The 15354-nt window shown below is 48.4% G+C and carries 15 protein-coding genes; 14 read left to right on the top strand and 1 reads right to left on the bottom strand.

Features of this window, described 5'->3' with window-relative positions; all coding sequences use genetic code 11:
• Window positions 1–10 precede the first annotated feature (10 nt).
• The 13 genes from iolC to MHH91_RS19910 all read left to right on the top strand — a co-directional run bounded on the left by iolC (window position 11) and on the right by MHH91_RS19910 (window position 13803).
• Window positions 11–1003, top strand: coding sequence for a 5-dehydro-2-deoxygluconokinase (iolC, locus tag MHH91_RS19970; RefSeq protein WP_013354160.1), 993 nt, complete (start codon window positions 11–13; stop codon window positions 1001–1003).
• 23 nt (window positions 1004–1026) lie between these two features.
• The gene (gene iolD, locus MHH91_RS19965; RefSeq protein ID WP_014471253.1) at window positions 1027–2940 is read left to right on the top strand and encodes a 3D-(3,5/4)-trihydroxycyclohexane-1,2-dione acylhydrolase (decyclizing); all 1914 of its coding nucleotides are present in this window, start codon (window positions 1027–1029) and stop codon (window positions 2938–2940) included.
• 15 nt (window positions 2941–2955) lie between these two features.
• Window positions 2956–3852 (top strand): myo-inosose-2 dehydratase, encoded by an 897-nt coding sequence (iolE, locus tag MHH91_RS19960; protein ID WP_013354158.1) that lies wholly within the window; start codon window positions 2956–2958, stop codon window positions 3850–3852.
• 12 nt (window positions 3853–3864) lie between these two features.
• Complete coding sequence (locus MHH91_RS19955; RefSeq protein WP_014471252.1) at window positions 3865–5160, top strand: MFS transporter; 1296 nt, start codon at window positions 3865–3867, stop codon at window positions 5158–5160.
• Between the two features lie 22 nt (window positions 5161–5182).
• On the top strand, window positions 5183–6217 hold the full coding sequence (locus tag MHH91_RS19950; RefSeq protein ID WP_013354156.1) for a Gfo/Idh/MocA family protein: 1035 nt from the start codon (window positions 5183–5185) through the stop codon (window positions 6215–6217).
• Window positions 6218–6236: 19 nt separating this feature from the next.
• Window positions 6237–7106, top strand: coding sequence for a sugar phosphate isomerase/epimerase family protein (locus tag MHH91_RS19945; RefSeq protein WP_013354155.1), 870 nt, complete (start codon window positions 6237–6239; stop codon window positions 7104–7106).
• An 86-nt stretch (window positions 7107–7192) separates the two neighbouring features.
• Window positions 7193–8035, top strand: coding sequence for a 2-keto-myo-inositol isomerase (iolI, locus tag MHH91_RS19940; RefSeq protein ID WP_014472387.1), 843 nt, complete (start codon window positions 7193–7195; stop codon window positions 8033–8035).
• A 2-nt stretch (window positions 8036–8037) separates the two neighbouring features.
• Window positions 8038–8910 (top strand): class II fructose-1,6-bisphosphate aldolase, encoded by an 873-nt coding sequence (fba, locus tag MHH91_RS19935; protein WP_013354153.1) that lies wholly within the window; start codon window positions 8038–8040, stop codon window positions 8908–8910.
• A gap of 107 nt (window positions 8911–9017) precedes the next feature.
• Complete coding sequence (gene yxdJ / locus MHH91_RS19930; protein ID WP_014472386.1) at window positions 9018–9707, top strand: two-component system response regulator YxdJ; 690 nt, start codon at window positions 9018–9020, stop codon at window positions 9705–9707.
• A complete protein-coding gene (gene yxdK, locus MHH91_RS19925; protein WP_013354151.1) occupies window positions 9704–10681 on the top strand; it encodes a two-component system sensor histidine kinase YxdK in 978 nt (325 codons plus the stop codon). Before yxdJ ends, yxdK begins: the two co-directional genes overlap by 4 nt.
• Window positions 10682–10825: 144 nt before the next feature.
• Window positions 10826–11599, top strand: a complete 774-nt coding sequence (gene yxdL, locus MHH91_RS19920; protein ID WP_013354150.1) for an ABC transporter ATP-binding protein YxdL — start codon at window positions 10826–10828, stop codon at window positions 11597–11599.
• A complete protein-coding gene (gene yxdM, locus MHH91_RS19915; protein WP_013354149.1) occupies window positions 11574–13442 on the top strand; it encodes an ABC transporter permease YxdM in 1869 nt (622 codons plus the stop codon). The genes yxdL and yxdM overlap by 26 nt, the downstream gene beginning before the upstream one ends.
• Window positions 13443–13455: 13 nt before the next feature.
• Window positions 13456–13803 carry a YxeA family protein gene (locus tag MHH91_RS19910; RefSeq protein ID WP_013354148.1) on the top strand — a complete coding sequence of 116 codons (348 nt, stop codon included), beginning with the start codon at window positions 13456–13458 and terminating at the stop codon, window positions 13801–13803.
• A gap of 40 nt (window positions 13804–13843) precedes the next feature.
• Here MHH91_RS19910 and MHH91_RS19905 read toward each other — a convergent pair whose 3' ends face one another.
• Window positions 13844–14806, bottom strand: a complete 963-nt coding sequence (locus MHH91_RS19905) for an iron-hydroxamate ABC transporter substrate-binding protein (RefSeq protein ID WP_013354147.1) — start codon at window positions 14804–14806, stop codon at window positions 13844–13846.
• 126 nt (window positions 14807–14932) lie between these two features.
• Between MHH91_RS19905 and MHH91_RS19900 the strand changes: the two genes are divergently transcribed.
• On the top strand, window positions 14933–15325 hold the full coding sequence (locus MHH91_RS19900; RefSeq protein WP_013354146.1) for a hypothetical protein: 393 nt from the start codon (window positions 14933–14935) through the stop codon (window positions 15323–15325).
• Window positions 15326–15354 lie beyond the last annotated feature (29 nt).

Genomic DNA, 15354 nt, shown 5'->3' with positions numbered 1-15354 from the left:
GCAGATAACGATGAAATATACGTTTAATGAAGAAAGAGAGTTTGATATTGTCGCGATCGGACGCGCGTGTATTGATTTGAACGCGGCGGAATACAATCGCCCGATGGAAGAAACGATGACGTTTTCTAAATATGTCGGCGGCTCTCCGGCAAATATTGCGATCGGCAGCGCCAAGCTTGGATTAAAAACCGGTTTTATCGGCAAAATCCCGGACGATCAGCACGGCAGATTCATCGTTTCCTATATGAAGGAAAAGGGCGTTGATACGTCACAAATGGTCGTTGACAGAGACGGGCATAAAGCCGGACTCGCTTTTACGGAAATTCTCAGTCCTGAAGAGTGCAGCATTCTCATGTACCGGGATGACGTGGCGGATTTGTATCTTGAGCCGTCCGAAGTCAATGAAGGCTATATCGCAAACGCGAAAATGCTGCTCGTTTCTGGGACGGCGCTTGCGAAAAGCCCGTCGCGCGAAGCCGTCTTAAAAGCGGTGCATACCGCAAAAAAACATGACGTAAAAGTCGTTTTTGAGCTCGACTATCGCCCGTATACATGGCAATCGGCAGAAGAAACAGCCGTGTACTACACGCTGGTGGCGGAACAATCCGATATCGTCATCGGGACGCGTGACGAATTTGACGTGATGGAGAACCGCAGCGGCGGAAATAACGATGAAACCGTCCGCCATTTGTTTGCGCATTCCGCTGACCTTATCGTCATCAAGCACGGCGTTGACGGATCATACGCATACAGCAGATCGGGAGAAATCTTCCGGGCGCATGCCTATCAAACAAAGGTGCTGAAGACGTTCGGAGCGGGTGATTCCTACGCGTCCGCCTTCATCTACGGACTTGTCAGCGGCCGGGATATTGAAACGGCATTAAAATACGGGAGCGCTTCCGCTTCCATCGTCGTCAGCAAACACAGCTCCTCAGAAGCAATGCCGGCTGCCGATGAAATCATCGAACTGATTGAAGCACAGCACAGTCTGAATGGTAAATAGAACGATAAAAGGTGGGATCGTTTGTGGGCAAGACAATTCGCTTAACGACAGCACAAGCGCTGATTAAATTTTTAAACCGGCAGTACATTCATATTGACGGAAAAGAAGAGCCGTTCGTTGAAGGCATCTTCACGATTTTCGGCCACGGAAATGTGTTGGGGATCGGGCAGGCGCTTGAGCAGGACGCCGGGCACCTGAAAGTCTATCAAGGCAAAAACGAACAAGGCATGGCGCATGCCGCGATGGCATACAGCAAGCAAATGCTGAGAAGAAAAATTTACGCGGTATCAACATCGGTCGGGCCGGGTGCCGCAAATTTGACGGCTGCCGCGGGCACGGCTCTGGCTAACAATATTCCGGTGCTGCTGCTTCCGGCCGATACCTTTGCGACGAGGCAGCCTGATCCGGTGCTTCAGCAGGTGGAGCAGGAATACAGTGCCGCCGTCACGACAAACGATGCGTTAAAGCCCGTGTCACGCTATTGGGACCGCATTACCCGCCCCGAGCAGCTGATGAGCAGCTTAATCCGGGCATTTGAAGTAATGACGGATCCGGCAAAAGCGGGTCCGGCGACAATCTGCATTTCTCAGGATGTAGAGGGAGAAGCGTATGATTTTGATGAAAGCTTCTTTGAAAAACGCGTTCATTATATTGATCGTATGCAGCCGAGCGAGCGTGAGCTGAAAGGCGCCGCGGAAAGAATTAAAGAGAGCAGCCGCCCCGTCATTTTAGTGGGCGGCGGCGCGAAGTATTCCGGCGCGCGTGAGGAATTGATCGCGCTTTCTGAAACATACGGCATTCCTCTTGTGGAAACGCAGGCCGGTAAGTCAACGGTTGAAGCTGACTTCGCCAACAATCTGGGCGGCATGGGCATCACGGGCACACTTGCCGCAAACAAAGCCGCCCGCCAGGCTGATCTTATCATCGGTGTCGGTACACGGTACACGGACTTTGCGACATCCTCCAAAACGGCGTTTGATTTTGAAAAAGCAGCATTCTTGAATATCAATGTCAGCCGCATGCAGGCTTATAAGCTTGACGCGTTTCAGGTCGTAGCCGATGCGAAAGTGACGCTCGGCAGGTTGCACGGCTTATTGGACGGATATAAAAGCGCATTCGGCACGGCGATTAAAGACTGGAAGGATGAATGGCTGGCTGAACGGGACCGGCTCGGCAAAGTCACTTTTACACGTGACGCGTTCAAACCGGAAATTAAGAATCATTTTTCACAGGACGTGTTAAACGAGTATGCCGACGCGCTCAAGACTGAGCTGCCGCAAACAACGGCGCTTCTGACGATCAATGACACGATTCCTGAAGACAGTATCGTCATCAGTTCGGCGGGGTCTCTTCCGGGAGATTTGCAGCGTCTGTGGCATTCCAATGTCCCGAATACGTACCATCTGGAGTACGGCTATTCCTGCATGGGATATGAGGTATCAGGCACGCTCGGCCTCAAGCTGGCCCATCCGGACAAAGAAGTCTATTCACTCGTCGGCGACGGAAGTTTTCTGATGCTGCATTCAGAGCTGATTACGGCGCTTCAATATAACAAAAAAATCAATGTCCTGCTTTTTGATAACTCCGGATTCGGCTGTATCAACAACCTGCAAATGGATCACGGCAGCGGCAGTTATTTCTGTGAGTTCCGCACAGAGGACAATCAGATTTTAAACATTGATTACGCGAAGGTGGCAGAGGGATACGGCGCCAAAACATACAGAGCCAATACGGTTGAAGAGCTGAAAGCGGCGCTTGAAGATGCGAAAACGCAGGACGTATCCACGTTAATTGAGATGAAGGTTCTGCCGAAAACGATGACAGACGGCTATGACAGCTGGTGGCATGTCGGCGTGGCGGAAGTGTCTGAGCAGGAAAGCGTCCAACGGGCATACGAAGCGAAAGAGACGAAGCTGAAGTCTGCGAAGCAGTACTAGAGGGGAGGCATCACGATGGGCAAACAAGATATTCTGTGGGGCATCGCCCCCATTGGATGGCGCAATGACGATATGCCGGAAATCGGAGCCGGGAATACGCTTCAGCATTTGTTGAGCGATATTGTTGTCGCCGGCTTCCAAGGTACGGAAGTGGGAGGGTTTTTCCCTGAACCCTCCGTCCTGAATAAGGAGCTGGCTCTCCGGAACTTGCGGATTGCGGGAAAATGGTTCAGCAGCTTTATCATTCAAGACGGTATTGAAAAAACAGCCGAACAATTTACAGAACACTGTGATTATTTGAAAAAAGTCGGGGCTGATGTCGCCATCGTTTCTGAACAGACGTACAGTGTTCAGGGGTTGGACATTGATGTTTTTAAGAAAAAACCGCACTTCTCAGATGAAGAATGGGATACGCTTTGCCAAGGCCTGAACCGCCTTGGGAAAATCGCGGAAGAACACGGGCTTGACCTCACTTTTCATCATCATCTCGGCACAGGCGTTCAGACGGCGGGAGAAGTTGACCGGCTGATGGAAGGGACGGATCCCCGGTATGTCCATTTGCTTTATGATACAGGCCATGCTTATATCTCGGACGGAGATTACATGACGATTCTGAATAAGCATATGGAACGGATCAGACACGTTCATTTCAAGGATGCGCGGTTTGACATTATGGAGCTGTGCAGAAAGGAAGGCAAGTCATTCAGGCAGTCGTTTTTACAGGGCATTTTTACGGTTCCCGGAGACGGATGCATCGATTTCACCGAAGTGTACCGAACGCTCATCCGTCATGATTATTCAGGCTGGATCGTCATTGAAGCCGAACAAGACCCGGCAGTCGCCAATCCGCTTGAGTACGCGCTGATTGCGAGAAAGTATATCGACAAAGAACTGCTTGATCCTGCAAATTAGAGGGGGACTTATATGAATAGTGCCAAGGCGGAATCAGCTTTCAGCAAAAGGACCATCGCCGCAGCATTAGCAAATTACATTGATGCAGGTTCCATCGTGGCAGGGTCAGCGGGTTTATCCATGTGGGTCAGCTATTTGAAGCTGTCCGACAGCCAGATCGGATTGCTAGGCGCCTTCAGTGCAAACGCCATATCAGCGGCCATCGGAGCGCTGCTTGGCGGATATTTGGCTGATAAGGTCGGACGGAAAGCGGTCTATACAAACAGTATGCTCGTTTACGCCTTAGGAATTTGTTTGGTTTTGTTTGGATTCAACTTTCCTATGCTGTTATGCGGATACACGATTATCGGGATTTCTGTAGGCGCGGATATTACGGCGTCATGGACCATTATCGCGGAAAACGCCCCTGAGAAAAACCGGGCGAGGCATTGCGGGGTGGCGCAGGTGGCATGGGCCGCCGGAGCCGTTGTGGTCCTGCTGTTATCGGTCCTGGTTGGTGACCTTGGGCTTTTAGGAAATAAAATTGTTTTTGCGCATCTATTGGTGATCGCCCTTATCACATATACGCTAAGAAAGCGTTTACCTGAATCAGATGCCTGGAAAAACAGTGAAGACCGGCCTGCCGCCGTGAAAAAAACATCTTATTTTGACCTGCTTCAGCCGAAATTTTTTAAGAATATTTTGTTTTTAATGGGTGTGTTTCTCATATGGAATCTCGCCGCGGGAGTCATGGGATTCTTTATGCCGTACATCTATCAGCAGGTCGGCGGCGTATCCGCAAATACGGCTAACATTCTGCAGATGGCCCTGTTTATTTTCACCGGGCTCGGCGTCGCTTGTATCTTCATGCCTTTTGCGGATCAATATCGGAAAACGGTGTTCGGGATCTGCGCATTTATGGCTGTTGTCGGCTGGTCGCTGTTTTTACTGCCGTTTCAGGGGCTTCCGGTTCTGCTTTTGTTTGTCTTCGCGATCGGCATCAATAACGGAGCCGGCCAGCAGGCGAACTACCAGCTGTGGGCAAGCGAGCTGTTCCCGACGGAGCACAGGGCGTCGGCACAAGGGCTCATGTTCTTTCTGGTCCGTATTTCAATCGGAATTTGGAGTTTATTTGTGCCGGTTATCATGACACAGTTCGGCATCGGTGTTATGGCAGGTATTCTGCTCATATGCGTGACGGCCAGTATGGTCATCGGGCTTGTCTTCGCACCGAATACGTCCGGCAAGTCGCTTGAACAGATTCAGGAGGAACTGTACGGTGCTCCTCAGGACGGCAGCGAGAAAAGAAAGACGAGAACAATCATTTGATTATCAGAAGGAGTGGCGATCAATGAATTTACGTATAGGGGTTATCGGAACCGGTGCTATCGGAAAAGAGCACATCAACCGCATCACAAATAAGCTGTCCGGCGCGGAAATTACCGCTGTAACGGATGTGAATCAGGAGGCTGCACAGCAGACCGTTCAGGATTTCAATTTGAACGCCTCCGTTTATCCTGATGACGACAGCCTCCTCGCTGCTGAAAATGTGGACGCCGTCTTAGTGACAAGCTGGGGCCCGGCTCACGAGTCCAGCGTTTTGAAAGCGATTCAGCGCGGCAAATACGTTTTTTGTGAAAAGCCGCTCGCGACAACGGCAGAAGGCTGTATGCGCATCGTCGAAGAAGAAATGAAGACGGGACGCCGATTGGTGCAGGTAGGCTTCATGCGCAGATATGACAGCGGTTATGTTCAGCTGAAAGAAGCGATCGACAACCGTGTGGTCGGAGAGCCGCTGATGATTCACTGTGCGCACCGCAATCCGACGGTCGCGCCGAATTATTCAACAGACATGGCCGTTGTCGATACGCTCGTTCATGAAATCGATGTCCTTCACTGGCTCGTCAATGACGACTATGAATCCGTACAGGTCATCTATCCGAAGAAATCAAAAAATGCGCTGCCGCATCTGAAAGATCCGCAGATGGTCATTATTGAAACAAAAGGCGGTATCGTCATCAATGCCGAAATCTATGTGAACTGTAAATACGGCTACGATATTCAATGTGAAATCGTCGGAGAAGACGGCATCATCAAGCTTCCGGAACCATCCAGCATCAGCTTGAGAAAAGAAGGGACATTCAGCACCGATATTCTGATGGATTGGCAGCGCCGATTTGTGGCTGCGTATGATGTGGAAATTCAAGACTTCATTGATTCGATCCGGAAAAAAGGCGAAGTCAGCGGTCCGACGGCATGGGACGGTTACATCGCCGCCGTGACGACTGACGCGTGCGTAAAAGCTCAGGAATCCGGCCGGAAAGAGCCTGTGGCGCTCCAAGAGAAACCGGCATTCTATCAATCATTTACGACTGTGAATAAATAATAGATTGGGAGTGAAAGAAATGAAACTGGCCTTGGATCCATCCATGTACCGTGATGATTTAACGTTAGAAGAAATGGTCTATAAAACGGCGGAGCTCGGTTATGAATATATCGAACTGTCACCGCGTGAGGATTTTTGTCCTTTCTATAAATATCCGAAAGTCGATTCAGCAAAGATCAAACAATTGAAGCGCCTTTTAAAGGATACAGGCGTGAAGCTGTCCTCTCTCCTTCCGCTTTACCACTGGGCAGGCCCTGATGAAGACCGCCGCCAGGCAGCCGTGCGCAACTGGAAACGGGCGATCAAAATTGCGGTTGAACTTGAAGTGGATTTGATGAACAGCGAATTCAGCGGTTCAAAATATGATCCGTTAACTAGTGAAGAAAAATTTATCAAATCCATGGATGAGCTGCTGCCCGTCTTTGAAAAAGAAGGCGTCAAACTCAATCTGCAGGCCCACCCGTATGATTTTATCGAGACGCACAAAGGTGCGATGGATATGATCCGCGCGCTTGACAAGGATTGGATCAATCTTGTCTACTCGACTGCGCATACATTCTTCTACGATGACGGCAAAGGCGATATTGCGACCATGTTTGACGAAGCCGGCGACCGCCTCACACATGTTTTATTTGCAGATACCTATAATCATAAGGCGGCGCATGGCCTGCGCTACATCGTCAATCCGCCTGACGCGAAAGTAACGGTTCACCAGCATTTGGACATCGGTCAAGGCGAGGTGGATTTTGATACGATTTTCAAAAAGATGAGGGAGATGAAGTTCGACGGAATTGCGACGAATGCCGTTTTTGCTTGGGTCGGAGAAAGAGCGGATGAATCAAGCCGGTTCATGCTTAAGAAATTAAAAGAAGAATTAGGTATGGCGTAAGCTGAGTATGGAGTTCGGCGGGACGGGGCCAAAAAGCCCTTCAGCCGGACTCCCTTCATATCTAAAACGCGATGGGAGAGGCTGACATGAAACTTTGCTTTAATGAAGCGACAACGTTGGAGAATTCAAACCTGAAACAGGATTTAGAGCTGTGCGAAAAGCACGGCTATGATTATATTGAAATCCGCACAATGGATAAGCTGCCGGAATACTTAAAAGACCATTCACTGGCCGATCTGGCGGAATATTTTCAAACCCATCACATTAAGCCGCTTGCACTGAACGCATTGGTTTTCTTCAACAATCGTGATGAAAAGGGCTATCGGGAGATCATTTCAGAATTCAAAAGCATGATGGAAACCTGCAAAACACTTGGCGTGAAATATGTGGTGGCCGTACCGCTTGTGACAGAGCGGAAAATATTAAAAGAAGAGATCAAAAAGAGCAGCATCAAGGTGCTGACTGAGCTTTCTGATATCGCGGAGCCGTACGGCGTAAATATCGCCCTTGAATTTGTCGGCCACCCGCAATGCACGGTCAATACATTTGAACAGGCATATGACATCGTGGAGGCTGTCGGCCGGGATAATGTCGGGCTTGTGTTTGACAGCTTTCATTTCCACGCGATGGGCTCCAATATTGAGAGCCTGAAGCAGGCGGACGGAAAGAAAATTTTCATCTATCATATTGACGATACAGAAGATTTCCCGATCGGTTTTTTAACGGATGAAGACCGCGTCTGGCCGGGGCAGGGGGCAATTGACTTAGACGCCCATCTGTCAGCACTAAGAGAAATCGGATTCAATGATGTTGTCTCCGTAGAGCTGTTCAGACCTGAATATTATAAGCTGACCGCGGAGGAAACGATCAAAACGGCAAAAGAAACAACGGAAGCCGTCGTATCAAAATACTTCATGAAGGAGGCGTGAACATGGCTTTTGTCACCATGAAACATCTTCTTGCGGAAGCGAAACGGGAGCATTATGCAGTCGGCCAGTTTAATATAAACGGCCTGCAATGGACAAAAGCGATTCTGCAAGCGGCGCAAAAGGAGCAATCCCCGGTCATCGCCGCGGCATCTGATCGGCTGGTCGATTATTTAGGCGGCTTTAAAACGATTGCCGCCATGGTCAGCGCGTTAATGGAGGAAATGGCGATTACCGTTCCCGTCGTGCTTCATCTTGATCACGGAAGCAGTGCGGAACGCTGCAGACAGGCGATTGACGCCGGGTTCAGCTCAGTGATGATTGACGGCTCCCATGCGCCGATTGACGAGAATATCGCAATGACAAAAGAAGTCACCGATTATGCCGCAAAGCACGGCGTGTCAGTAGAAGCCGAAGTCGGCACGGTCGGCGGCATGGAAGACGGGCTGGTCGGCGGAGTCCGCTATGCTGATATCACGGAATGTGAGCGGATCGTCAAAGCAGCCAATATCGACGCGCTGGCCGCCGCCCTCGGCTCCGTACACGGCAAATATCAGGGTGAACCGAAACTCGGATTTAAGGAAATGGAGGAAATCTCCCGCATGACCGACATTCCTCTCGTTCTTCACGGAGCATCCGGAATTCCGCAGGATCAGATCCAAAAAGCCATCACGCTCGGCCACGCGAAGATCAATATCAATACGGAATGTATGGTAGCCTGGACAGACGAAACACGCCGCATGTTTCAGGAACAAAGCGATCTGTACGAACCGCGCAGCTATATGACCCCCGGCATCGAAGCCGTGGAAGAGACAGTGCGAAGCAAAATGAGAGAGTTCGGATCAGCCGGTAAAGCTGTAAAACAGCAGGTCGGCTGATGAGACCGGAAACCGCCGGAATGGCGGTTTTTTTGTGCGGTGTTGCGTCCGTACGCCTGAAACGATTATGATGATGGCAGCAGTGTAAGAAACGGGAGTGGTTCAGATTGAATAAAATCATGATTGTGGAAGACAGTGAAGACATTCGCGGACTATTGCGGAATTATCTTGAAAAATACGGATATCAAACCGTGGCGGCCGCGGATTTTACGGCTGTTCTTGATGTTTTTTTACAGGAAAAGCCTGATGTGGTGCTGCTTGATATCAATCTGCCGTCCTATGACGGCTATTATTGGTGCCGCCAGATCCGTCAGCACTCCACAAGCCCGATCATTTTTATTTCAGCCAGAAGCGGAGAAATGGATCAGGTGATGGCGATTGAAAACGGCGGAGATGATTATATCGAAAAACCGTTTTCCTATGATATTGTGCTGGCGAAAATCAAAAGCCAGATCCGCAGGGCGTACGGGGAGTACGCCGCAAAGCAGGGGGAGAAAGTGCTTGAATATGCCGGTGTGCAGCTCTTTGTGGAACGGTTTGAACTGCGCTTTCAGGATGAAAAAAGCGAGCTTTCTAAAAAAGAAAGCAAGCTCTTGGAAGTGCTGCTGGAGCGGGGAGAAAAGGTGACGGGAAGAGACCGGCTCATGGAAAAAACATGGGACACCGATATTTTCGTCGATGATAATACACTTAACGTGTATATCACGCGGCTCAGAAAAAAACTGCGGGAGCTGAATGCGCCTGTATCAATTGAATCGGTGCGGGGCGTAGGCTACCAGCTGAGGGCGCTGTCATGAAGCTGTTTCTCCGGTCTCATGCAGTGCTGATTCTGCTTTTTCTCCTTCAAGGGCTGTTTGTCTTCTTTTATTACTGGTTTGCGGGTCTTCATTCTTTCTCTCACCTGTTTTACATATTGGGCGTGCAGCTTCTTATTTTGGCGGGCTATCTTGCCTATCGCTGGTACAAAGACAGCGGTGTTTATCTTTGGCTCAGCTCGGGACAGGAAGGGACGGACATCCCGCATCTCGGTTCTTCAGAGTTTTGTTCAGAGCTGTATGAAAAGCAGATGGAGCTGATACGGCTGCAGCACCAGAAGCTCCATGAGACCGAAGCCAAGCTCGACGCGCGGGTGACGTATATGAATCAATGGGTGCACCAAGTAAAGACGCCGCTGTCGGTCATTAATTTAATCATTCAGGAAGAGGATGAACCCGTTTTTGAACAAATTAAAAAAGAAGTCCGGCAGATTGAATACGGGCTGGAGACGCTTTTATATTCATCAAGGCTTGATCTGTTTGAACGGGATTTTAAAATCGAAGCGGTTTCGTTATCCGAGCTTCTCCAATCAGTCATTCAAAGCTATAAACGATTTTTTATTCAATACCGCGTCTATCCGAAAATGAATATTCGCGATGATCATCAGATTTATACCGATGCAAAATGGCTCAAATTCGCGATCGGCCAAGTTGTCACAAATGCGGTTAAGTATTCGGCGGGCAAGAGTGACAGACTTGAGCTGAATGTCTTCCGCGATGAAGACAGGACGGTGCTTGAAGTCAAAGATTACGGTGTCGGCATTCCTTCACAGGACATCAAGCGGGTGTTTGATCCGTATTACACCGGCGAAAACGGGCGGCGTTTCCAAGAATCTACGGGAATCGGCCTCCATCTCGTCAAAGAAATTACGGGCAAGCTCAATCATACGGTGGACATCAGTTCGTCCCCGGGTGAAGGGACATCGGTTCGATTTTCATTTCTTACAAAAATGTAAGGCTGCGTTAAGAAAACAACATAGCTCATTCTGTTTCCCCTTGATAACATGGATTTACGTCAAGGGGATTTTTTGTGTTGAACGCCCCGACATTACATGAAAGCAGCTGAGATCAAGAAGAATAAAACCATAAGGAGGATTCTCATGGCGAATATGCTTGAAGTCAAACATATAAATAAAACCTATAAAGGACAAGTGTCCTATCAAGCCTTAAAACAAATTTCATTTTCAATAGAAGAAGGCGAATTCACGGCGGTGATGGGGCCGTCCGGCTCCGGCAAAACAACGCTTTTGAATATCATTTCAACAATCGACCGTCCGGATTCAGGCGATATCCTGATTCACGGAGAAAACCCGCATCGGCTGAAGCGGACAAAGCTCGCTCATTTCCGCCGCAAGCAGCTCGGATTTGTGTTTCAGGATTTCAACCTTCTGGACACACTGACAATCGGTGAAAATATCATGCTGCCGTTAACGCTTGAAAAAGAACCGCCGTCTGTAATGGAAGAAAAACTGCACGCCATCGCGGAAAAGCTCGGAATCGAAAACCTCCTCAGCAAACGGACGTTTGAAGTATCCGGAGGCCAGCGCCAGCGGGCCGCCATCGCAAGAGCGGTCATTCATAAGCCGTCACTCATTCTGGCTGATGAACCGACGGGAAACCTTGATTCCAAAGCGTCAAAAGACGTCATGGAAACGATGCAGAGCCTGAATCAGGATGATCATGTCACGGCTTTGATGGTGACCCACGACCCTGTTGCGGCAAGCTACTGCCGCCGCGTCATTTTTATAAAAGACGGCGAACTGTTTAATGAGATTTACCGCGGGGAAAACCGCCAAGTATTTTATGAACAAATTCTTGATGTGCTGTCTATGCTGGGGGGAAACGCAAATGACCTTTCTTCAGTTCGCTTATAACAACGTCACGAGAAACAAAAGGGCCTATCTTGCATTCTTTTTAAGCAGCGCCTTTTCCGTTTTGATTTTCTTTACCTTTGCGATGTTCCTGTTTCATCCGGCTTTAAAGGAAGGCTACTTGAATAACATTGCCAGAAAAGGCTTAACCGCCGCGGAATGGATGATCTTTGTTTTTTCTTTCTTATTTGTTCTGTATTCGGTTAATGCATTTTTGAAATCGAGAAATAAAGAATTCGGCATCCTGCTTATGCAGGGCATTACGCCGGGGCAGCTGAGAAAGCTCATTACTGCGGAAAATATGATCATCGGCGTCATGTCGATTGCGGCCGGCATTATCGGCGGCGTCATTTTTTCGAAAACGTTCTTTACGGTCGGCGCTTATATTTTAGAAATGGACGCGCTGCCCCTGTACATGCCTTGGAAAGCGCTCGGCATTACGGCCGGAGGATTTCTGCTTTTATTTTTCCTTTTATCGCAGTTCACGATCCTTTTTGTCAGATCAAATACGGTTATCAAATTAATAAAGGGCACTGATAAGGTCAAGCCGGAACCGAAGCCATCCGTGCTTCTGTCCTTATTCGGCATCGCCTGCCTGTGCGGCGGGTACGGCATGGTTCTTAAAGGAAATGTCCACGGTACAGAACCATTCATCATTTTACTGCTTACCGTTATCGGCACGTATTTCTTTTTCAGCCAAAGCAGCATCTGGATTCTGCGCGCGCTGAAGAAGTGGAAAGCCTTTTATCTGCGCGGGAAAAATGTCATTTGGGTTTCTGATCTGGTCTATCGTTTAAAAGACAACGCCCGCCTGTTCTTTATTGTCAGCATTATTTCCGCGGTTGCGTTTACGGCGACGGGCGTGCTCGCGATGTACAAAGCGACCGTCGGGGCGGAAGAGTCAGCCTATGAGATGGAGTATATTTCTTATAGCGACAACCCAAAAGAACAGACTCATTTGAAAGATATTGAGCATGAACTGAAATCACACGGCTTTGCGTATAAGAAAGATAAAATAGATGTTTCCTATATTCGCTATCAGGAAGGAGATACTGTTCCGCCTGTATACATGATCAGTAAATCGGACGTGTCAAAATACTTCCATGTCAAGCTGAACGGGCTGAAAAATGATGAGGCTGTCTATTTCCCGGGCACGTATGACCGCAATCTCAAAAACGTAGCCCCGGATCAGCTGAAGCTGCTGAACCAAAAAGGCGAGCCGTCTGACCAAAAACTGTCGGTAAAAGAAGTCAAAAAACCGCTGATTTCATTGAATGCCATCATCGCGGTGAACGATCAAACCTTTGATCAGTTCAAATCACTCGGTGATAAAGCGTCATTATACGGCTACAGCTATGATCATTGGAAAGACAGTCTTGAGTTCAGCCAATCCTTGAAAAATGAAATTTACGGCAACTATATCGACGTGCATTCTGATTTTGCGTCAAAAGCCGGAACCTACTATGATACGGTGCAGCTGCCGAGTCTGAGTTTATTCATCGGCCTGTTTATCGCGATCGTCTTCTTCGTCGCAGCAGCAAGCTTCTTATATTTCAGGCTGTTCACCGATTTGGATGAGGACCGGGAGCGCTACCGTTCACTGGCCAAAATCGGTCTGAGTGAGCGTGAAATGTCACAAAGCGTGACGATACAACTGGCGATTCTCTTCTTCTTTCCATTTGTCATTGCCGTCATGCATACGCTGTTTGCCTTGAGAACAATGGCTGTGGAAGGGTATTCCGATATAGCGGGACCGCTCAGTCTTACCATCGGAGGATTTTTCATTTTTCAGCTTCTGTTCTTCCTCGCGGTGCGGTCGAGCTATTTGAAAAAAATGAACAAGTAAGGGGAGTGCAAAGATGAAGAAAGCATTGGCAATCCTGGCCGTCGTGGCGGCCGCTGCCGTTATATACGGGCTTCTCTTTTTTCATAACGATGTTACAGACAGATTTAATCCGCTTATTCACCAGCAAGATGTCTATGTACAGATTGACCGAGATGGTAAACATCTTAGCCCGGGCGGTACTGAGTATACATTAGACGGATATAATGCGTCCGGAAAAAAAGAGGAAGTGACCTTTTTCGCCGGTAAAGAACTTCGGAAGAACGCGTATTTGAAGGTGAAGGCGAAAGGAAAGTATGTCGAGACCTGGGAAGAAGTCAGGTTTGAAGATATGCCGGACTCCGTACAGTCAAAATTAAAATGAATCATACAAAACGGCACAGTGTTATAACTGTGCCGTTTTCTTATTTTTTATTTTCTTCAGCCCGTTTGATCAGCATGTCGGTGATGATATCCATCTGTTTGCTGACGGCAATCGGGTCATACGGATAGAAGGTGTGATAGTCGTTGATAAAGACACGATTGTTCTTCACGGCGTCGAGATTTTTCCAAACGGATGACTCTTTAAGACGCTCAAACGTTTTGCTTTCTCCGTTCGGATTGTAATCGGTAATGAACATATAATCAGCCGCATATTGAGGGATGACCTCTTGAGAAATCTGTTTCATGGCACCCGATTTGATGATGTCTTTTTCAATTTTAGCCGGCGCTTTTAATCCGAGCGCGTTATAAACGGCCTGGCCGCCGCGGCCGGAATTGTCATTGAAAATCCAGATCTCGCCTTTGTCCGTCGTTTCATAAAGGCCGACTGTCGTATCTTTGCCGATCACATCTTTGAGCCGCTTTCGATCGGCTTCAGCTTTTTTGTTGAAGTCTGCCATAAAGCTTTTGGCTTTATCCTTCGCTCCGGTAATGTCACCGAATAGGCTGACCGTATCTTTCGTATTTTTTGCGGTGTTAAAAGGAATGACAATCGTTGGCGCGATTTTCGATAGTTTCTCGTATTGGTCATCCTTCATCAGTACGATTAAATCTGGCTTCAGCTGCATCACTTTCTCCACATTGACGGGATTGCCGACGTCCGTGATGTGTTTCAGCTGTGTTTTGATAAACGGATTTTTGAAAGCCCATGAGCCCGCCCCGACGACATTTGCGTCAACGGACAGCAGCTCACCCGCATAAAAGTCAGTGACGATCCGCTTCGGGTGTGCGGGTATATCAATATTTCCTTTTGCCGATTGATATGTACGCATGTCTGTCTTCTCTTTACCTGATGCTGATCCGCTGTTTTCCTTCGCGCCGCTGCAGGCGCTTAAGGCAAAAACGAGCAGAAGTGCCAGGCCGATCAGCCATGATTGTTTCTTCATCATGATCCCCCTCATTAAATGATAATGATTATCATTATTAATATAGCAGGAAGACCTCATTCCGTCTATGTTTTTTATAGAAAACCTTCCTTGATTATCCATGTTATAGTAGTAAAGGAGGGATGAATGTTGATTACGAAAAGAGGGAACTGGTGGGAAGTGCTGCACAGCTGGTGGCTGCTGCTGACTCTCGTACCATTTGCGCTCACCGCTTTCTTGGCCTTTTTCTATATCGGCTACCGGGCCAAGAACAAAAAATGGCTGAAATACGGTCTTATCTATTTTATTATTTTAGCAATTGCTTTTGTGCTGCCGAGCACACCCGGCGTGTATATCGTGCTGCCTTTATGGGTCATCTCCATCATCCACGGTCTGAAGGTGCGGGCGGCTTATTTGATACAGCTTGATGTGTTTAAACAAAATGTCGAAGCAAGAGCGTATGAAGCGGTAAGACATGAGGCGGAAGCAAAATTCGGCAGAAAGCCCGCTCATCGCATTGATCTGACAAAACAACGATAAAAACAAATGACAAAGCCGATATCCTTGCG

The sequence above is a fragment of the Bacillus sp. FSL K6-2819 genome, from assembly GCF_038008305.1.
Classification (GTDB): Bacteria; Bacillota; Bacilli; order Bacillales; family Bacillaceae; genus Bacillus; species Bacillus amyloliquefaciens.
The sequence above is the reverse complement of the archived record's forward strand: the minus strand, read 5'-3'. Positions and strand labels throughout refer to the sequence as shown.